This is a genomic window from Burkholderia sp. YHN3-13 (genome assembly GCF_055810675.1).
Map to the genome: position 1 here is coordinate 125,410 of NZ_JBVVNQ010000018.1, position 19,514 is coordinate 144,923.

Annotated in this window: 17 protein-coding genes and 1 pseudogene; 4 read left to right on the forward strand and 14 right to left on the reverse strand. The window is 66.9% G+C overall.

The window, feature by feature from the left end:
- Positions 1 to 59 precede the first annotated feature (59 nt).
- The 3 genes from AC0KUR_RS30445 to AC0KUR_RS30455 all read right to left on the reverse strand — a co-directional run bounded on the left by AC0KUR_RS30445 (position 60) and on the right by AC0KUR_RS30455 (position 2,372).
- A complete protein-coding gene (locus tag AC0KUR_RS30445) occupies positions 60 to 632 on the reverse strand; it encodes a flavodoxin family protein (protein WP_473376806.1) in 573 nt (190 codons plus the stop codon).
- A 216-nt stretch (positions 633 to 848) separates the two neighbouring features.
- On the reverse strand, positions 849 to 1,445 hold the full coding sequence (locus tag AC0KUR_RS30450; protein WP_034188026.1) for a YbhB/YbcL family Raf kinase inhibitor-like protein: 597 nt from the start codon (positions 1,443 to 1,445) through the stop codon (positions 849 to 851).
- 240 nt (positions 1,446 to 1,685) lie between these two features.
- Complete coding sequence (locus AC0KUR_RS30455; protein WP_006482887.1) at positions 1,686 to 2,372, reverse strand: orotate phosphoribosyltransferase; 687 nt, start codon at positions 2,370 to 2,372, stop codon at positions 1,686 to 1,688.
- A 460-nt stretch (positions 2,373 to 2,832) separates the two neighbouring features.
- Between AC0KUR_RS30455 and AC0KUR_RS30460 the strand changes: the two genes are divergently transcribed.
- A complete protein-coding gene (locus AC0KUR_RS30460; RefSeq protein WP_034188025.1) occupies positions 2,833 to 5,103 on the forward strand; it encodes an NADP-dependent malic enzyme in 2,271 nt (756 codons plus the stop codon).
- A 147-nt stretch (positions 5,104 to 5,250) separates the two neighbouring features.
- Here the strand turns inward: AC0KUR_RS30460 and AC0KUR_RS30465 are convergent, their stop codons facing one another.
- Positions 5,251 to 8,841 carry an indolepyruvate ferredoxin oxidoreductase family protein gene (locus tag AC0KUR_RS30465; protein ID WP_034188024.1) on the reverse strand — a complete coding sequence of 1,197 codons (3,591 nt, stop codon included), beginning with the start codon at positions 8,839 to 8,841 and terminating at the stop codon, positions 5,251 to 5,253.
- A gap of 341 nt (positions 8,842 to 9,182) precedes the next feature.
- Between AC0KUR_RS30465 and AC0KUR_RS30470 the strand changes: the two genes are divergently transcribed.
- A complete protein-coding gene (locus AC0KUR_RS30470; RefSeq protein WP_069245525.1) occupies positions 9,183 to 9,377 on the forward strand; it encodes a hypothetical protein in 195 nt (64 codons plus the stop codon).
- A gap of 132 nt (positions 9,378 to 9,509) precedes the next feature.
- Here AC0KUR_RS30470 and hppD read toward each other — a convergent pair whose 3' ends face one another.
- Positions 9,510 to 10,607 carry a 4-hydroxyphenylpyruvate dioxygenase gene (gene hppD / locus AC0KUR_RS30475; RefSeq protein WP_034188022.1) on the reverse strand — a complete coding sequence of 366 codons (1,098 nt, stop codon included), beginning with the start codon at positions 10,605 to 10,607 and terminating at the stop codon, positions 9,510 to 9,512.
- A gap of 214 nt (positions 10,608 to 10,821) precedes the next feature.
- Between hppD and AC0KUR_RS30480 the strand changes: the two genes are divergently transcribed.
- The gene (locus tag AC0KUR_RS30480; protein ID WP_034188021.1) at positions 10,822 to 11,346 is read left to right on the forward strand and encodes an Lrp/AsnC family transcriptional regulator; all 525 of its coding nucleotides are present in this window, start codon (positions 10,822 to 10,824) and stop codon (positions 11,344 to 11,346) included.
- Between the two features lie 55 nt (positions 11,347 to 11,401).
- On the opposite strand, the gene AC0KUR_RS30485 is transcribed toward AC0KUR_RS30480, so the two are convergent.
- The 8 genes from AC0KUR_RS30485 to paaA all read right to left on the reverse strand — a co-directional run bounded on the left by AC0KUR_RS30485 (position 11,402) and on the right by paaA (position 17,673).
- Positions 11,402 to 12,049 carry a GNAT family N-acetyltransferase gene (locus AC0KUR_RS30485; protein WP_059559326.1) on the reverse strand — a complete coding sequence of 216 codons (648 nt, stop codon included), beginning with the start codon at positions 12,047 to 12,049 and terminating at the stop codon, positions 11,402 to 11,404.
- A 235-nt stretch (positions 12,050 to 12,284) separates the two neighbouring features.
- Positions 12,285 to 12,890: a TetR/AcrR family transcriptional regulator gene (locus tag AC0KUR_RS30490; protein WP_006482923.1), complete on the reverse strand. Its 606-nt coding sequence runs from the start codon at positions 12,888 to 12,890 to the stop codon at positions 12,285 to 12,287.
- A 16-nt stretch (positions 12,891 to 12,906) separates the two neighbouring features.
- Positions 12,907 to 13,731, reverse strand: coding sequence for a DUF1835 domain-containing protein (locus tag AC0KUR_RS30495; protein WP_049030972.1), 825 nt, complete (start codon positions 13,729 to 13,731; stop codon positions 12,907 to 12,909).
- 128 nt (positions 13,732 to 13,859) lie between these two features.
- Complete coding sequence (gene paaE, locus AC0KUR_RS30500) at positions 13,860 to 14,948, reverse strand: 1,2-phenylacetyl-CoA epoxidase subunit PaaE (protein ID WP_473376807.1); 1,089 nt, start codon at positions 14,946 to 14,948, stop codon at positions 13,860 to 13,862.
- Between the two features lie 2 nt (positions 14,949 to 14,950).
- Positions 14,951 to 15,514, reverse strand: coding sequence for a 1,2-phenylacetyl-CoA epoxidase subunit PaaD (gene paaD / locus AC0KUR_RS30505; protein WP_069245527.1), 564 nt, complete (start codon positions 15,512 to 15,514; stop codon positions 14,951 to 14,953).
- A 25-nt stretch (positions 15,515 to 15,539) separates the two neighbouring features.
- Positions 15,540 to 16,343, reverse strand: a complete 804-nt coding sequence (gene paaC / locus AC0KUR_RS30510) for a 1,2-phenylacetyl-CoA epoxidase subunit PaaC (RefSeq protein ID WP_473376808.1) — start codon at positions 16,341 to 16,343, stop codon at positions 15,540 to 15,542.
- Positions 16,344 to 16,353: 10 nt separating this feature from the next.
- Positions 16,354 to 16,638 (reverse strand): 1,2-phenylacetyl-CoA epoxidase subunit PaaB, encoded by a 285-nt coding sequence (gene paaB / locus AC0KUR_RS30515; RefSeq protein ID WP_034188015.1) that lies wholly within the window; start codon positions 16,636 to 16,638, stop codon positions 16,354 to 16,356.
- Between the two features lie 36 nt (positions 16,639 to 16,674).
- On the reverse strand, positions 16,675 to 17,673 hold the full coding sequence (paaA, locus tag AC0KUR_RS30520; RefSeq protein ID WP_006477414.1) for a 1,2-phenylacetyl-CoA epoxidase subunit PaaA: 999 nt from the start codon (positions 17,671 to 17,673) through the stop codon (positions 16,675 to 16,677).
- 199 nt (positions 17,674 to 17,872) lie between these two features.
- Here paaA and AC0KUR_RS30525 point away from each other — a divergent pair, with 199 nt between their 5' ends.
- The gene (locus AC0KUR_RS30525) at positions 17,873 to 19,138 is read left to right on the forward strand and encodes an SGNH/GDSL hydrolase family protein (RefSeq protein WP_473376809.1); all 1,266 of its coding nucleotides are present in this window, start codon (positions 17,873 to 17,875) and stop codon (positions 19,136 to 19,138) included.
- Between the two features lie 175 nt (positions 19,139 to 19,313).
- Here the strand turns inward: AC0KUR_RS30525 and AC0KUR_RS30530 are convergent.
- A pseudogene (locus AC0KUR_RS30530) lies at positions 19,314 to 19,514 on the reverse strand (hypothetical protein); the annotation flags it as partial.

The window sequence follows — 19,514 nt, forward strand, 5'->3', positions numbered from 1 at the left end:
GCCGCCGGCCGTCTTGTGTCCCTTTGCGACGCCCGCCGGTGCGGGCGTCAGGGGCGTGTTCAGCGGGCGCCGGCGTCCCTGCGTGCGGTCGCTTCGGCCACGCGCCGGCCGAATGCCTTGCCGGTCTCGAGGTCGCCCGGCAGCGGGCCTTCGTCGGGCGTCGCGTCGGCCGGCGATTGCGCGAGCAGGCCCGTGGAGCCGCCGAGGTAGTTGATGTCGTTGCGCGTGGCCGCCTTCGAGTTGGCCGGCATCAGGCTCGTGCCGACCCATACCATCCCGTGCTGCATCGCCAGCGTGACGAAATATTGAATCGTCGAGAACTTGTCGCCGTTCATCGTCGCGGAGTTCGTGAAGCCCGCGGCGACCTTGTCCTTCCACTTCTGCGTGAACCACGCTTTCGACGTGGCATCGGCGAATTGCTTGAACTGCGCCGACGGGCCGCCCATGTAGGTCGGCGCGCCGAAGATGATCGCGTCGGCCGCGTCGAGGGCGGCCCAGCCCGCGTCGTCGAGGTCGCCGACGGCGATCAGGCGCACGTTCGCGCCTGCGTCCTGCGCGCCGGCATGCACGGCCTCGGCCAGTTTCTGCGTGTGACCGTAGCCGCTGTGATAGACGATGACGATGTTCGACATGAAGCGTTCTCCGGAAAGGGACGGGAACGGCGGACCGCAGGCTCGCCGCGTCACGCGCCGCCTGCCGGCGGCGCGACGGTCGCGCGGCAGGAATTGCCGCGGCCGGTGACGACGAGTCTAGCAAGCCGAAATGACGAGACAACGTGCGCGCGCGGCGCACTGAAATTCGCGGCGGACGGCCATCGCGGCGGCGCCGTCTGGCGGCGCATGGCGCCGCTACTGGCCGTAAGTGACCGTGAATTGCGCGGTGCCGATCGCCAGCGTGCCGATCTCGTGCTCGAACATCGGCGCGGGGCGGCCCTGCGACACGCGCAGGTCGGTGCCTTTCAGCGCGTAGACGGTGATCACGTAGCGGTGCGGCTTGCCGGGCGGCGGGCACGGGCCGCCGTAGCCGTCGCTGCCGAAGTCGTTGCGCGCCTCGCTCGCGCCGATGCGCCGCAGGAAGCCGGATGCGCTCGCGTCGGCCGGCAGGCTCGTGACGGTGGCCGGGATGCCCGCGACGGCCCAGTGCCACCAGCCGTGGCCGGGCGCATCGGGATCGAAGATCGTGACCGCATAGCCGCGCGTGCCGGCCGGCGGGTTGTGCCATGCGAGCTGCGGCGAGCGGTTCGCGCCCTTGCAGTCGCCGCGGTCGAATACGTTCGCGGCGCGCACGCGCCCGCCGGGCGTCAGGTCGTCGCTCGTCACGGTGAACGGGCTTTCCGCGTGTGCGGGCAGCGCCGCGAGCACGGCGGCGCAGAGCAGGACGAAGCGGATGGACGGAGACGGGTGACCCGATGGCGCAGGCGGAGTGGTCCGGCGATCCACACGCATATGGCGCTTCTCCCGTCACGTGGGCCGGCCCGATGCTCCCGGCGTTGTTGGCGTTGTGTGTTGCCCGCGCAGCTGATGGCGGCGATGGTTCAAGTCTAGCATTAGGGTTCGATGAACGACGCACGCCGCAGCCCGCGATTGCGCCCGGTCATCGTGCGGATCGGCGGACGAAAAAAAACCGCCCGCGATCGGGCGGGCGGTTTTTTCGGCCAGGACGCCGGCATGCAGGCCGGCGCGGCGTCATTCCTTCGGGGCCGTCGCGCCGCCGTGCGCCGCCGACCACTCGGCCGGCGCGTGCAGGAATTTCTCGACTTCGTCGAGCGTCTTCGTTTCGAAGTAGCCGGAGGCCTTCGCGACGCGCAGCACGTCCCACCACGTCGCCAGCGCATGCAGGTCGACGTCGATATCCTTCAGGACCGACACGCTTTCCTTGAAGATGTTGTAGTGGAACAGCACGAAGCAGTGGTTCACCGTCGCGCCCGCGGTGCGCAGCGCGTTGACGAAGTTGATCTTGCTGCGGCTGTCGGTCGTCAGGTCTTCCACCAGCAGCACGCGCGAGCCTTCTTCCAGATGGCCTTCGATCTGCGCGTTGCGGCCGAAACCCTTCGGCTTCTTGCGCACGTACTGCATCGGCACCATCATCCGGTCCGCGATCCAGGCCGCGAACGGGATGCCGGCCGTCTCGCCGCCCGCCACCGCGTCGATCTGCTCGAAGCCGATGTCGCGCGTGATCGTCGTTTCCGCCATTTCCATCAGCGCCCGGCGCACGCGCGGGTACGAGATCAGCTTGCGGCAGTCGATATAGACGGGGCTTGCCCAGCCGGACGTGAAGATGAACGGTTTTTCGGCGTTGAAGTGCACCGCCTGCACTTCGAGCAGGATTTTGGCGGTCGTATCCGAGATCGACTGACGATCGTAGCCTGTCATGGGCATTCCTTGGGTGATGAGCGAGGAGCGGGCGCGGGCCCGGTGGCGCAGCAAGGGGAACCTGCCCAGGGGGCCGGGGCGCGATCGGAGGACCAATCGCATCGCTGCGCGCGTAGCCGGCTATTTTACCCGATTCAGGCCGGTTTTCGGCGGAATTCGCGCAGGTTCGCGTGGCCCCTCACCACCGGCGAAACAAACGGGGCGCGACCGACCCGGTGCCGATGCCCGGGATGCGGCGCTGCACCAACGGGCGTCATTTAGGGGGTGTACACTAGGCGACCCTTAGAAATCGTTCAGTACTTTGTACTTTCCTCTTGCCACCCGCCAAGGTTCGATGGCGTGCCGACCCGGCGCGTCGCGTGCCGTCTCGCAGTCGACCACCCCCTCGATTCAAGCAGACGCGGCCGAAGGTGCTGTGTACTGAGCCGTCAATATTTCGCATGTCTCTCGCAGGTCAATCATGGACGAACAACTGAAGCAGGCCGCTCTCGCTTATCACCTGAATCCGAAACCCGGCAAGATTTCGGTCACCCCCACCAAGCCGCTGTCGAACCAGCTCGATCTGTCGCTCGCGTATTCGCCGGGCGTCGCCGCCGCGTGCGAGGCGATCCACGCCGATCCGCTCGACGCGCAGAAGTACACGTCGCGCGGCAACCTGGTCGGCGTGATCACGAACGGCACGGCCGTGCTCGGCCTCGGCAACATCGGCCCGCTCGCCGCGAAACCGGTGATGGAAGGCAAGGGCTGCCTCTTCAAGAAATTCGCGGGCATCGACGTGTTCGACATCGAGCTGTCGGAGTCCGACCCCGACAAGCTCGTCGAGGCGATCGCGATGCTCGAGCCGACGCTCGGCGGCATCAACCTCGAGGACATCAAGGCGCCGGAATGCTTCTACATCGAGCAGAAGCTGCGCGAGCGCATGAAGATCCCCGTCTTCCACGATGACCAGCATGGCACCGCGATCATCGCGTCGGCCGCGATCCTGAACGGCCTGAAGGTCGTCGGCAAGAAGCTGTCCGACGTGAAGCTCGTGTGCTCGGGCGCCGGCGCCGCGGCCATCGCGTGCCTGGACCTGCTGGTGAACCTCGGCCTGACGAAGTCGAACATCCTGGTCGCCGATTCGAAGGGCGTGATCTACGAAGGGCGCGGCAACCTCGACCCGTCGAAGCAGCGCTACGCGGCCACCACCGACGCGCGCACGCTTGCCGACGCGATCGTCGGCGCGGACGTGTTCCTCGGCTGCTCGAGCGCGGGCGTGCTGAAGCAGGACATGGTCAAGACGATGGGCGAGCGCCCGCTGATCCTGGCGCTCGCGAATCCGGAACCGGAAATCCGCCCGGAAGACGCGAAGGCCGTGCGCCCGGACGCGATCGTCGCGACCGGCCGTTCGGACTACCCGAACCAGGTCAACAACGTGCTGTGCTTCCCGTTCATCTTCCGCGGCGCGCTCGACGTCGGCGCGACGACGATCACGGAAGAAATGAAGCTCGCGTGCGTGCGCGCGATCGCCGAGCTGGCGCAAGAAACCGACCAGAGCGAGGAAGTCGCGAAGGCGTACGAAGGCCACTCGCTCGAATTCGGGCCGGATTACCTGATCCCGAAGCCGTTCGACCCGCGCCTGATCATCAAGATCGCGCCGGCCGTCGCGCAAGCCGCGATGGATTCGGGTGTCGCCACGCGCCCGATCCAGGACATGGACGCGTACCGTGAGCAACTCGGCGCGACCGTCTACCGCACCGGCATGGTGATGCGCCCGGTGTTCGCGACCGCGAAGCAGAAGCAGGCCCGCATCGTGTTCGCCGAGGGCGAGGACGAGCGCGTGCTGCGCGCCGCGCAGTTCGTGCTGCAGGAAAAGATCGCCAGGCCGATCATCGTCGGCCGTCCGTCGGTCGTCGACATGCGCCTGCAGAAGATCGGCTCGAAGCTGAAGGCCGGCGTCGATTTCGAAATCGTCGATCCGGAAGACGATGCGCGCTACCACCGCTACTGGCAGGCGTATCAGGAAATCGGCGCGCGCGACGGCGTGACGCCGGAAGTCGCGAAGGCCGCGATGCGCAAGTTCAACACGCTGATCGGCACGATGCTCGTGCACCTGGGCGACGCGGACGGGATGATCTGCGGGATGATCGACACGTTCCACAGCCACCTGAAGTTCATCGAGCAGGTGCTGGGCCGCGCGAAGGGCGCCGAGCACTTCGCCGCGATGAACCTGCTGATGCTGCCGGGCCGCAACCTGTTCGTGTGCGACACGTACGTGAACGAGCTGCCGAGCGCCGAACAGCTGGCCGACATGACGATCCAGGCCGCGGCCGAGATCGAGCGTTTCGGCATCGCGCCGAAGGCCGCGCTGCTGTCGAACTCGAACTTCGGCAGCGCGCCGTCGGCGTCGTCGCGCCGGATGGGCGAGGCCCGCAAGCTGATCGTCGAACGCGCACCGAACCTGGAAGTCGACGGTGAAATGCACGGCGACGCGGCACTGTCGGAAGTGATCCGCAAGCAGGCGTTCCCGGGCACGACGCTGTCGGGCGAAGCGAACCTGCTGATCATGCCGAACGTCGAGGCGGCGAACATCGCGTACAACCTGCTGAAGATGGTCGGCGGCGAAGGCGTGACGGTCGGCCCGTTCCTGCTCGGCGCGGCGAAGCCGGTCCACATCCTGACGCCGGCCGCGACCGTGCGCCGGATCATCAACATGACGGCCGTTGCCGCCGCGAACGTGAACACGAAGTAAGTTCGCGCCCGCGTGTGCCGCGCTCGATGCGCGGCGCAATGAAAAACGCCACGGAACCTGCGTTCCGTGGCGTTTTTTTTCGCATGAACCGCAACGGCGGGGCGGGCGGGGCGTCCCGAGCGCGAACGCCTCGCCCGCCGCGTCCCGTTACGCGACCTGCTGGTGCGACTGGCCGCCTGCCGGCGAACGCCACTTCGTCAGCAGCGTGTCCCACTTCCGGCGTACCGCGCGCAGGTTGTTCTCCTTCACGTGGCCGTAGCCGCGAATGCCGTCCGGCAGCGCCGCGAGCTCGAGCGCGAGCGGGCGGTTGGCCGCGTTCAGTTTGCCGAGCACCTCGCCGATCAGCGCTTCGTACTCGCCGATCAGCGCGCGCTCGGTGCGGCGCTCCTCGGTGCGGCCGAACGGATCGAGCGCCGTGCCGCGCAGGAACTTCGCTTTCGCGAGCAGCCGGAACGCCGACATCATCCACGGGCCGTACGCCTTCTTCACGAGATGGCCGTGAGCATCCGTCTTCGCGAACAGCGGCGGCGCGAGGTGGAATTTCAGCTTCCAGTCGCCTTCGAACTGCGCGCTCAGGCGCGCGAGGAACGCGGGGTCGGACTGCAGTCGCGCGACCTCGTATTCGTCCTTGTACGCCATCAGCTTGAACAGGTTGCGCGCGACCGCTTCGGTCAGTTGCTCCTGCACCGTGTCGCCGTCCGCCAGCGCGCGTTCGGCGGCGCGCACCTTGTCGACGAAGGCCGCATAACGCGAGGCGTACGCGGCATCCTGGTACGCGGTGAGGAATTCCACACGCTTCGCGATCAACGCGTCGACCGCCTTCTTCGTGTGCAGCGCGATCACCGTGGCGCCTTGCGCGGGACGTGCGTCGCCGGCCGCGGCCTGCTTCACGCTGGCGAGGTCGTACGCGGCGCGGCGGCCCCAGTCGAATGCCGCACGGTTCTTCTCGACCGACACCGCATTCAACTCGATCGCACGTTCGAGCGACGCGAGCGTGAGCGGCAGCCAGCCTTTCTGCCACGCGTAGCCGAGCACGAACGGGTTCGTGTAGATCGCGTCGCCGAGCAGCGCGACCGCGAAGCGGTTCGCGTCGATGAAGTCGACCGCGGCGCCTGCCGCCGCGCGGATGTCGTTCTCCGCGGACAGCCCCGGGAATGCCCAGTTCGGGTTCTTGATGAACTCGGCGGTCGGCGTCTGCGCGCTGTTGACGACCACGCGCGTCGTGTCGTGCCGCATCCGCGACGTGCACTCGTCGCCGGCCGTGACGATCGCGTCGCAGCCGATCACGAGGTCGGCTTCGCCCATCGCGATCCGCGTCGCATGGATGTCGGTCGGCGCGTGCGAGATCTGCACGTGGCTCATCACGGCGCCGCCCTTCTGCGCGAGGCCGGTGACGTCGAGCACGGTCACGCCCTTGTTTTCCAGATGCGCGGCCATCCCGAGCAGCGCGCCGATCGTGACGACGCCCGTGCCGCCGACGCCCGTCACGAGCACGCCGTACGCACGGTCGATCTCGGGCAGCGTCGGTTCCGGGATCGGCGGCAGCGCGTTGCCGTCGACCGAAACCGCCTTCGGCTTCTTCAACTGGCCGCCCTCGACCGTGACGAAGCTCGGGCAGAAGCCCTTCACGCACGAGAAATCCTTGTTGCAGCTCGACTGGTTGATCTGGCGCTTCGTGCCGAATTCGGTTTCCAGCGGCTCGACCGACAGGCAGTTCGACTGCACCGAGCAGTCGCCGCAGCCTTCGCACACCGCGTCGTTGATCACGACGCGTTTGGCCGGATCCGGATACGTGCCGCGCTTGCGGCGACGGCGCTTCTCGGTCGCGCAGGTCTGGTCGTAGATCAGGATCGTCGTGCCTTCGATCTCGCGCAGCTCGCGCTGCACATCGTCGAGCTGATCGCGGTGATGGACCGTCACGCCCGGCGCGAGCAGCGCCTTCTGGCTGTCGTACTTCTCCGGCTCGTCGGTCACGATCACGATCTTCTTCGCGCCTTCGGACGCGAGCTGGTGCGTGATCTGCGGCACCGTCAGCACGCCGTCGACCGGCTGGCCGCCCGTCATCGCGACGGCGTCGTTGTAGAGGATCTTGTAGGTGATGTTCGCCTTCGACGAAATCGCCGCGCGCACGGCCAGCAGGCCCGAGTGGAAGTAGGTGCCGTCGCCGAGGTTCGCGAACACGTGCTTCTCGTCCGTGAACGGCGCCTGGCCGATCCACGGCACGCCTTCGCCTCCCATCTGGCTGAAGGTGCTCGTGCTGCGGTCCATCCACACGGTCATGTAGTGGCAGCCGATGCCGGCGATCGCCCGCGAGCCTTCCGGCACGTTGGTCGACGTGTTGTGCGGGCAGCCCGAGCAGAACCACGGCTTGCGCTCGGTCTGCACATGCGGCTTCGCGAGCGCCATTTCCTTCGCGTTGATCACCGCGAGCCGCGCGGCGATGCGCGCGCGCACGTCGGACGGCAGCTCGAACTTCTCGAGGCGCGTCGCGATCGCCTTCGCGATGATCGCCGGCGACAGTTCGTAGTGCGCGGGCAGCAGCCAGTTGCCCATCGGCACCGACCATTCGCCGCCGGCGCCGTCCTTCTCGTCGAACTTGCCGAACACGCGCGGGCGCTGGCCGTCCGGCCAGTTGTACAGCTCTTCCTTGATCGCGTATTCGAGAATCTGGCGCTTTTCCTCGACGACCAGGATTTCGTCGAGGCCGCGCGCGAACGCCTGCGCGCCCTGTGCTTCGAGCGGCCATACGCAGCCGACCTTGTAGAGCCGGATGCCGATCCGCGCGCAGGTGTCGTCGTCGAGGCCGAGATCGGTCAGCGCCTGGCGCACGTCGAGATACGCCTTGCCGCCCGTCATGATCCCGAAGCGCGCGTTCGGCGAATCGATCTCGATCCGGTCGAGCTTGTTCGCGCGCACATAAGCGAGCGCGGCATACCACTTGTAGTCGAGCAGCCGCGCTTCCTGCACGAGCGGCGGGTCGGGCCAGCGGATGTTCAGCCCGCCTTCCGGCAGGATGAAATCGGTCGGCAGCACGATCTCGGTGCGATGCGGGTCGATGTCGACCGACGCCGACGATTCGACGACGTCCGTCACGCACTTGAGCGCGACCCACAGGCCCGAGTAGCGGCTCATCGCCCAGCCGTGCAGGCCGAAATCGAGATATTCCTGCACGTTGGACGGGAACAGCACGGGCAGGCCGCACGCCTTGAAGATGTGTTCGGACTGGTGCGCGAGCGTCGACGATTTCGCCGCGTGGTCGTCGCCGGCGAGCACCAGCACGCCGCCGTGCTGCGACGAGCCGGCCGAGTTCGCGTGCTTGAAGACGTCGCCGGTGCGGTCGACGCCCGGGCCCTTGCCGTACCACATGCCGAACACGCCGTCGTGCTTCGCGCCGGGGTACAGGTTCACCTGCTGCGAGCCCCATACGGCGGTGGCGGCGAGATCTTCGTTGAGGCCGGGCTGGAAGACGATCTGGTGGGCCGCCAGATGCTGCTTGGCTTTCCAGAGCGACAGATCGAGGCCGCCGAGCGGCGAGCCGCGGTAGCCGGAGATGAAGCCGGCCGTATTGAGACCGGCGGCGCGGTCGCGTTCCTGCTGGAGCATCGGCAGGCGCACGAGGGCCTGGATGCCGCTCATGTACGCGCGACCGCGCTCGAGTGTGTATTTGTCGTCAAGCGTGACGGACTTCAGCGCGGCTTCTAGCGACGCGCGTTGGTCTGCGTCTAGCGGGGCATTCATTAACTGTCTCCTCCACCCGGTCTGGGATCACCAAAACTTCGGTTGCGTCGGCATCTTTTGGATGCGTCGGCAGTGGCCGGCATGTTCGCCGGTTTTAAGCGATGGTAGCACTGGGGCAAACCCGCCGCCCATCGGTTCGAATGCGGTTGGAAGGCAGGTGGAATGGCGACGGCGCACCGAAAAAAGGGGCGTGATGATGCGTTACATCATGTAAAAGCATGTAAAGCCGCGTCCATCTGCGAGCAAATGCCGTTAATCTTGTCGGCCTGCCGGAGGTGCCCGGTCGCGTTGGCTCGTTTCGACGCAATCGGGGAGGCGCCGGCAGTTTTACAGGAGGTGCAATGAACACACGTCATATCCAGAGTTTCCTGATCGTGTCCGCCGCGTTTTTCGCAATGACCGGCCCGGTGCGCGCGCAAGGCGCGAGCGCACTGGCGGCAGCCGGCGCGCAGATGCGTCAGATCGCGCCGGCCCAGGACGCCGCCGCGCAGCCGTCGGCCGAGCGCGCCGTCGAGTCGAAGGCGAACGCGCGTTGATCCGGTCGCGCGGCCGGCAGGCCGCGCCGGAATGAGAGAAGGGCGGGAATCCTCGGATTCCCGCCCTTTTTCTTTGCGCCGCCGGATCGTGCGGCCGGCCCGGTTGCCCGAGGCCGCCGCTTGCCGAGTGCGTCAGGCCTTGTCCTGCACGACGCCGCGGCGGATCTGGTCGAGTTCGATCGACTCGAACAGCGCCTTGAAGTTGCCTTCGCCGAAGCCCTGGTTGCCCTTGCGCTGGATGATCTCGAAGAAGATCGGCCCGATCTGGTTCTCGGTGAAGATCTGCAGCAGCAGGTCGTCGCGCGCGCCGTCGATCAGGATCTTGCGCTTCTTCAGTTCGTCCAGCGATTCGCCGTGGTTCGGCACGCGGCGGTCGACCAGCTCGTAATACGTGTCGATCGTGTCGAGCAGTTTCACTTCCTTGCTGCGCAGGCCGTCGACCGCCTGGTAGATGTCGCTCGCGCCGAGCGCGATGTGCTGGATCCCTTCGCCGTGGTACGCGTCCAGGTATTCCTGGATCTGGCCCGCCGTTTCCGAGCCTTCCTCGTTGATCGGGATGCGGATCTTGCCGCACGGCGACGTCATCGCCTTCGACTTCACGCCCGTCACCTTGCCTTCGATGTCGAAGTAACGCACTTCGCGGAAGTTGAACAGGCGCTCGTAGAACTCGGCCCATTCCTGCATGCGGCCGCGGTGCACGTTGTGCGTCAGGTGGTCGATGTAGGTCAGGCCGTGGCCGACCGGGTTCGGGTTCGCGCCGGCGATCGGCTCGAAGTCGACGTCATAGATGCTGATGTCGCCGATCGCGCCCGGCTGCGCGCCGTTCTTGCCGCGCCAGCGGTCGACGAAATAGATCAGCGAATCGCCGATGCCCTTGATCGCCGGGATGTTCAGCTCCATCGGGCCCGTCTTGTTGTCGAAGCCCCACGCGCCGAGGTCGAGCGCGCGCTGGTACGCCTTCGCGGCGTCCTGCACGCGGAATGCGATCGCGCAGATCGACGGGCCGTGCAGGCGCGCGAAGCGTTGCGCGAACGAGTCGGGTTCGGCGTTGATGATGAAGTTGATGTCGCCCTGGCGGTACACCGTCACGTCCTTGTGGCGGTGGCGTGCGATCGCGGTGAAACCCATCCGCTCGAACAGTTGTCCGAGCGCTTTCGGGTCCGGCGCCGTGTATTCGATGAATTCGAAGCCGTCGGTGCCGACGGGGTTGTCCCAGTTGGGGATCTGCATGTCGTGTCTCCTGTGCGGGGCGGTCGGCCCGGGGCGACGTCCGCCTGCCTGGCCTGGTTCGATGTCGACGGCCGCACATGCCCGGGCGTGCGCGGCGAATCGATACATGCGACAGAGTGTAGCGGGCGGGCACGAGCGGAAACTTGCGAACTTAATCGCCGCTCCCTACGATGACGCAATTTCCAGCCTTGAAACAATCATTGGAGGGCAGAAGATGGCGCAAGCCGAACTGGATGCCATCGACCGGCGGATTCTCGCGATTCTTCAGGAGAACGGGCGCCTGTCGAACCAGGAGATCGCCGAGCGCGTGAACCTGTCGCCGAGCCCGTGCCTGCGGCGGATCCGGCGGCTCGAGGAGATCGGCGTGATCACCGGTTATGTCGCGCTGCTGAACCCGCAGAAGCTCGGGCTCGACCTGCTCGCGTACGTGAGCGTGCGGCTCGAGAAGCGCGGCGGCCTGGCGCCGATGCGGGTCGACGAGACGTCGGCGCGCGCGGGCGCGACCCATGCGGAGCTGTTCCGCGCGGCCGTGCAGACCTGGCCGGAAGTGGTCGCGTGCCACGCGATGACGGGGGACATGGATTACCTGCTGCGCGTGCAGGTGGAGGACATGGCGCATTTCTCCCGCTTCGTGCAGGAGCATTTGCTGCATCACCCGTCGGTGATCGACGTGAAGACGAGCTTTTCGCTCGAATGCTTCAAGGAGACGACGGCGTTGCCGATTCGCTCGGTGCGCTAGTGTGGAGGAAAGGGCGGGAACCGGGCGCGCCGCTGGCGCACCCGGCCGGCCGATGTCAGGCCGTCAGTGCGGCGGGCATCAGCGATTCGATGAACTTCGTCGTGCGGCGCGCCTGGCGCTTCATCGCGTAGTCGAACACCGCGGCCTGTTCCTGCAGCATCTCGGCGATGATCGTCGAGTGGTCGGCCGGCGGCAGCGACAGGTACGCATCGGCTTCGCCGTACGCGTACTCGATCCGCATCCCGGACTTCTTCGCGATGTGCATCATCGTCGCGTTACGCGACAGGCAATGCATGTACAGCATCGTCACGTGCGTATTGCGGCTGCGGATCGCCGCGCGCTCGAACAGCTTCGAGCCGACGCCGCGGCCGCGTGCGCTTTCGAGCACCGACACGCCGAATTCGGCCGTGCGCTTGTCGCCCTCGGCCGGCAGGTAGGCCAGGTGGCCGACGCCGATCAGTTCGAGGTCGTGGTCGAACACGCCGAACACGGTGTCGCGACCGAAGTCGATCGTGCGGACATAGTTCTCGATCACGTGGTCGGGCACCATCTGGCCGAAGCGCAGCAGGCGGTCCTCTTCGCCGAGCGAGAGAAAGTGGGTGAGCATCTGCTCACGGTCTTTGGAAGCCAGTTCCCTGACGAGAACCGGCGCACTGCCGACCGTGCCGGCGACTGCGGCGGGGCCGTTGAATTGCGTGTTCATCGTGGGTTCCTCAGTGTGTGGCTGCACAAGCGGGTTGTGCAATGCAACAGCATTTTACCCGACAGGGGTTGGGGAAAACCCGTATTTGACGTTGTTTGTGCCGAGGAGAAATTCTAAACCCGCTTAGTTCATTTGCTATCTATTTGATTTTTAACGGATTTAAAATTCATCATATGAAACGCGCGACGGGCGATCGCAGTGTACCCATCACGCAACGCATGCTGCTGCGCGGCAATCAGGCCGCCGTCGACAGCCCGCGTTCGATCAGGTCGATCACCTGCTCCGCGAAGTCGCGATAGCCGAGGCGGCCGCCCGGCTTCAGCCACGTGAACGTCCAGTTGATCATTCCGAACACCATCATCGTCACCGATGTCTGGTTTTCCTTCGAGATGCGGTCCGGGTACGCGCGGGCGAGCTGCCGCGTGAATGCCGCGACGATGTCGCGCTGGCGGTCGAGCACGATTTCGCGCTGCGCGTCCTCGAGATACTTCACGTCGTTGAGCAGCGCGACGTGCCGGCTGTGCGACGTCTCGTATTCGGCGAGGAACGCGCGCACGAGCTCGGCGAACGCGTCGCGTTCGCTCAGGCCGCGCCGCTGGCTCGCGCCTTCGACCTCGGCGATGATCAACATCAGCCGTTTGGTATAGCGGTCGAGCAGGTCGAACAGGATCGCTTCCTTGCTCTCGTAATAGTGATAGAGGCGTGCCTTCGACGTGCCGCTCGCGGTCGCGAGATCGGACATCGACGTGCTCGGATAGCTCGTCTGCGCGAATTTCTCGGCGGCCAGATCGAGGATCTGTTCGCGCTGGGATTCGTGGTCGGGCGCTCGGGTACGGGCCATGGTCGAATGGGGAAGATTAGCGGTGCGCGAAAGCCGCGCGGGCTGCGCGCACCTGCGTGGAAGAGAGGGCGTCGGGCGCGTCGTCCTGCAACTCGAGCCGGCCGGCTGCCGCCAGTGCGCGGCAGCGCCACCAGGCGATCGAATCGCTGACGAACAGTCCGCCGCGGTCGGCGGCGGCCATGATGCTGCCGACGAGGCGCCGCGCGGGCAGCCAGTCGGTTTCGGCGTGCGAGACGATCAGCGCGTCGAGATCGGCATAGTAGCCGCTCTTGATCGTGTTGCTGACCCAGTAGCGCAGTTCGGCGTTCAGGTGTTTCGCCTCCTGCCATTCGAGTGCGAGGCGGCCGATGCGCAGCACCGAGACCGGCGCGGCCGCCGGGCGTTTGCGCGCCAGTTCCGCGGGCGAGAACATCCCGGTCGAGCATGCCTGGTCGGTGCGCGACAGCGCCCTGCGCTGCGCCGGGTCGAAATCGGCGGCCGACAGCCGTACCTCGTTCAGGCGCTGCGGCACGTTGCGCAGGTGGTAGGCGACGCGGCGCAGCAGCAGCTTGTCGCCGACGCTCGGCGCGTGCCATACGACCACCTGGCCCGTGTCCATCGCGAGTTGGTCGAGACGCGCGAATTCGCCCTCGATTTCCGCGTTCCAGTCGGGGATCTGGTCGCCGAGCACGTCGTGCCAGAAGGCGGCGCGCGTGTCGGGCGTCTCGTCGGCGCCCTTGAGCGGTCCGACGCCGAGATCGTCGAGCAAACCGACGACGTGCTCGTCGCGCCCGGCTTGCGCGAGTGCCTCGCGCAGCGACGCGGCGGCGGTGCCGCCCTGAATCACATGAATGGTACTCATCGGCCTGTCGTCAACAAAAGAAAACCGCCGGCCGGGCGGACGTCGCGATGTCCAGCCGGCCGGCGGCCCCTAGTGTAAGCGAGATGTGTGACGGCGAGAAACCGCCCGGCGCCGCGGCGCAATGCCGCTCAACGCTCGTCGTAGCTCACGACGACCTTGTCGCTGATCGGGTGGCACTGGCACGTGAGCACGAAACCGTCCTTCACTTCGTGCTCCTCGAGCGTGTAGTTCTTCTCCATGAGCACCTCGCCTTCGATCACCTTCGCGCGGCACGTGCAGCACACGCCGCCCTTGCACGCGTACGGCAGCGCGAGGCCCGCGCGCAGGCCGACATCGAGCAGGCTCACGCCTTCGTACGGCAGGCGCAGCTTGCGCTTCTTGCCGTCGAGCACGATTTCGAGGTCGGCGGCCGGCGTCTGCTCGGTGATTTCGACGGCAGGTGCGCCGGCTTGCGGCAGCGGCGTGCCGAAGCGCTCGACATGCACCTTCGCCTGCGGCACGCCGGCCGCCTTCAGCGCGGCTTCCGCCGCGTCCATCATCGGCGCCGGGCCGCAGATGAATGCTTCGTCGATTGTGTCGGCGGGCGTCAGCGTGCGGAGGAATTCCGCGCATTTCGCCTGGTCGAGCACGCCGTTGAACAGCTCCACATCCTGCAGGTCGTCCGACAGCACGTGATAGAGGACGAAGCGGTTCATGTAGCGGTTCTTCAGGTCCTCGAGCTCCTCCGCGAACATGATCGCGTCGACGCTGCGGTTCCCGTAGATCAGCGTGAAGGTGCTGCGCGGCTCGAGTTCGAGCGTCGTCTTCACGATCGCGAGCACCGGCGTGATCCCCGAGCCGCCGGAAAACGCGACGTACTGCTTGCCGTGGTCGGCGTTCAGGTGCGTGAAGAAGCGGCCGTCCGGCGTCATCACGTCGATCGTGTGGCCGGGCTTCAGCGTGTCGAACGCGAAGTTCGAGAAGCGGCCGCCGCGCACGCGCTTGATGCCGATGCGCAGTTCGCCGTCGCGGTCGTAATCCGTCGTGCCGACGCAGATCGAATACGAGCGGCGCGTTTCCTCGCCGTCGATGTGGGTCTTCAGCGTGACGAACTGGCCCTGCGTGAAGCGGTACGCGTCGCGCAGCTCGGGCGGCACGTCGAACGAGACGGTGACGGCGTCGGCGGTCTCGGGCCGCACGTCGCGGATACGCAGCGGATGAAATTGCGGGGTCGCCATATTCAGTAGGGTTTGAAGTAGTCGAAGGGTTCGCGGCAGTCGACGCAGCGATACAGCGCCTTGCAGGCCGTGGACGCGAATTGCGCGAGACGCTCGGTGCGGGCGGAGCCGCAGCGCGGGCAGGCGGGCGCCGCGACCGGCCGCGGCACGAAGCGCACGACGTTTTCCCGTGGCGCGGCGCTGCCGCACTGGCCGACCGGCGGCGCGATGCCGTACGCGCGCAGCTTGTCGCGCGCCTCCTGCGTGATCCAGTCGGTCGTCCACGCGGGCGCGAGCACCGTCTCGATCCGGTGCGGCGGCAGGTCGGCGGCCTGCAGCGCGGCGGCGATGTCCTCGGCGATCTGCGACATGGCCGGGCAGCCCGAGTAGGTCGGCGTGATCACGACCTCGAGCTGGCCGTCGTCCGCGCGGCGGACGTCGCGCAGGATGCCGAGTTCGCGGATCGACACGACCGGAATCTCGGGATCGGGCACGGCTTCCAGCACGTCCCACGCGCGGGCGAGCAGCGGATCGTCGTGGCGCGCGGCGGGTGCGGCGTGGGAGGGGGCAGCGGTCTGGACGGACATCGTCGGGCTCCGTGGCGTTGGCCGGTTACCAGGTTGCGCCGGGATGCTGGCGCGCGAGGCTCTGCATTTCGGTGAGCAGGTAGCCCATGTGCTCCGAGTGCTCGCCCTGCTTGCCGGTCGTCACGTGCTTCACGGGCGCCGGCAGCGCGAGCGTCGCCTCGGCGAGCGCATCGTCCACGTCCGCGCGCCACGCGGCTTCGAGCGCGGCCGGCGCCGGGCCGATGCCCGAAGCGGCGATCGCGTTGTCGATCGCATCGGCCGCGAAGCATTCGCGCGTGTACGGCATCAGGTAGTCGAGCGCATCCTGCGCGCGGCGATGCGATGCGTCGGTGCCGTCGCCGAGACGCACGAGCCACTCGCGGGCGTGCTGCACGTGATAGCGGGTTTCCTTCACCGATTTCGCGGCGATCGCGGCGAGCTGCGTGTCGGTCGACGTTTCCAGTGCGCTCCATACGTGCAGCATCAATGCCGCGTACAGGAAGTTGCGCACGATCGTCACCGCATAGTCCTTGTCGGCGTGCGCGGTGCCGGAGACCGGGCCGTAGTGCGGCAGCTCGGCGAGCGTGAAGTTCGCGAATTCGCGCTCGGTACGGAAGTACGCGTAGTCGTCCTCGGTCTTCGTCGTGCCGTTGAGCTGACGCTCGAGCTCGGCCGCGTGCGTATACAGCATGCGCGCCTGGCCGATGAGGTCGAGGCTCATGTTGGTGAGCGCGATGTCTTCCTCGAGGATCGGGCCGTGGCCGCACCATTCGGCGTTGCGCTGACCGAGGATCAGCGCGTTGTCCGCGAGGCGCAGCACGTAGGAGAGGTGTTCGGGCGTGATCGTCATGGCGCGGGCGTTACATGTGGTTGACTTCGTCGGGCAGCGTGTAGAACGTCGGGTGACGGTAGATCTTGTCGCCCGCCGGTTCGAACAGCTCGGCCTTCTCGTTCGGGTCCGACGCGGTGATCGCCGACGACGGCACCACCCAGATGCTCACGCCTTCCTGGCGGCGCGTGTAGACGTCGCGCGCCATGCGCAGCGCCATCGTCGCGTCGGCGGCGTGCAGACTGCCGCAATGCTTGTGGTCGAGGCCCTGCTTGCTGCGCACGAACACTTCCCAGATCGGCCATTCCTTGTTCATCACTTTCTCCTGATTCCTGAATTCGGGTCTTGCCGCTCAGGCGGCGTGCTGTTCGGCGCGGGCGCGGCGCTTCGCTTCGTGCGCGAGCGCGGCTTCGCGTACCCATGCGCCGTCCTCGTGCGCTTTCACGCGGGTCGCGAGGCGTTCCTTGTTGCACGGGCCGTCGCCGTTGACCACGCGCCAGAATTCGTCCCAGTCGATCGTGCCGTAGTCGTGGTGGCCGCGCGCTTCGTTCCATTTCAGGTCGGGGTCGGGCAGCGTCACGCCGAGCACCTTCGCCTGGTCGACCGTCGCGTCGACGAATTTCTGCCGCAGGTCGTCGTTCGAGATCCGCTTGATGCCCCATTTCGCGGACTGGCTGCTATGGACCGAGTCGGCGTCGCTCGGGCCGAACATCATCAGCACCGGCCACCACCAGCGGTCCACGGCCTGCTGGACCATCGCGCGCTGGGCGTCGCTGCCCTTCATCATCGACAGCAGTGCGTCGAAACCCTGACGCTGGTGGAACGACTCTTCCTTGCACACGCGGATCATCGCGCGAGCGTAGGGGCCATACGTGCAGCGGCACAGCGGGATCTGGTTCATGATCGCGGCGCCGTCGACCAGCCAGCCGATCACGCCGACGTCGGCCCAGGTCGGCGTCGGGTAGTTGAAGATGCTCGAATATTTCGCCTTGCCGGCGTGCAGTGCGTCGATCAGCGAATCGCGCGACACGCCGAGCGTTTCGGCCGCGCTATAAAGATAGAGGCCGTGGCCGGCTTCGTCCTGGACCTTCGCGAGCAGGATCGCCTTGCGCTTCAGGCTCGGCGCGCGCGAGATCCAGTTGCCTTCCGGCAGCATGCCGACGACTTCCGAATGCGCGTGCTGCGAGATCTGGCGTACCAGCGTCTTGCGGTATGCGTCGGGCATCCAGTCCTGCGGTTCGATCTTGCCGTCGGCTGCCATCACCGCGTCGAACCGCGCCTGCTCGGGCGACTCGGCTGCGGCGTCGAGCGGTGCGACGTTGCCGGGGATGTCGAGGGATTGCGTGTACATGGCGAGACTCTCGTCCGGTTGAATGTGTGCGAAGTATAAACCAACCGACCGGTCGGTTAATAAATTTCTTGCGGATTTGCGGCGAGACTCGGGTAAACGAGGGACGTCGGGGCGCGATCGGTCGACGCAAGCGAGTTCCCGCACGTGAGCCTCGCGCCTTCTGCGGCACAATGCCCGCTTTCCGATGAGGATTTTGCCGATGTCATTCCGAAGCAGTTTCGCCGCGGCCATGCTGGGTGCGGCCGTTCTCGTGTCGCCGCTTGCTGCGTTCGCCGCGCCGGCCGGATGGGTTGCCGCGTGGGCCACCGCGCTGCAGCCGATTCCGGACCTTGCTGCGCCGCCGCCGCTCTACCGCGCGCCCGACGTGGCCGGGCGCGCCGTGCGCCAGATCGTGTACCCGACGGTGTCGGGGCGCGCCGCGCGGATTCGCGTCAGCAATGCGTACGGCCGTGCGCCGCTGGTCATCGAGGCCGCGAGCCTCGCGCGCGCCAGCGAGGGGGCCGCGCTCGCCGGCGGCGCGGTCGCGCCGGTCCGGTTCGGCGGCAAGCCGTCCGTGACGCTCGCGCCCGGCCAGGAGATCGAAAGCGATCCGGTGGCCATCGACGTGGCGTCCGCGCAGCCGTATGCGATCAGTCTCCAGATGGGGCCAAACCAGCGGATGACGGTCTGGCACCGCGTGTCGAACCAGTTCAACTATGTGTCTGCGCCGGGCGATCACGTGAGCGATCCCGGCGCCGCCGCATTCCGTACCCGTTTTACTCAATATGCCTGGGTGACCGAGCTGGCAGTCGAAACAGGTCCCGCGCGCGCCAGTATCGCCACGATCGGCGACTCGATCACCGACGGGCTGCGCTCCAGCGTGAACCGGAACCGCCGCTGGCCTGACGCACTCGCGCGCCGGCTGACGGCGTCGGGGGCCGATTCGGTCGGTGTCGTGAATCTGGGCATCAGCGGGAACCGGCTGCTCAGCGATTCCGCGTGCTACGGCACGTCGCTGGCGTCGCGGTTCGAGCGCGATGCGCTGTCGCGTGCGGGTGTGAAGGCGGCGGTCGTGCTGATCGGCATCAACGACATCAACTTCGCGGCGATGCCGCCGCGCGCGGGGCTCGATTGCGACCACCCGCATACGCAGGTGACGGCCGCGTCGCTGATCGACGGCTACCGCCGGCTGATCGAGGCGGCGCACCGCCAGGGCGTGAAGGTTTACGGCGCGACGCTCACGCCGGCGGCGTTGCCGGCCGGGCGTGAAGCGATCCGGCTCGAGGTGAACCGGTGGATCCGGAGCGGCGGCGGGTTCGACGGCGTGGTCGATTTCGATGCGGTGCTGCGCGATCCGGCGCGCCCGAGCGTGCTGCAGCGCCGATATGACAGCGGCGACGGTATTCATCCGAGCGACGCGGGCTACACGGCGATGGCCGACGCGGTGCCGATCGAGCAGCTGCAGGCTGCGGCCGGCGGCAAGTGATGAGGCTCTATATATAGAGAGAAGTGTGGTCTGCGACGGCGCGGGCGTCGTTGTCGCGTCGCCCGTCGAACCCCCAGCCCCCGTGCGCGGCAGCGCACGGGGGCTTTTTCAAACTTTTTTCACAAAGGGCTTGCGTGGGCGGCGCGAGGTGCATAGAATCACGCCTCTTTCGCGCTCACGGAAACGCGGCGCGGGAGGAAGGGAAGCAGTGCGGTTGAGGCCCGGCAGGAACGGCCTCGACGGTACGGAAGTTGAGCCCCGCAGTCGCAACGACGTAGTGCAAAAAGTTGTTGACGAGCTGCGAAACACGGTTCATAATCTCGCTTCTCTGCTGCTGAAAACGCAGCGCTGCCGGGAAACACGAAGTTCCTCGCAG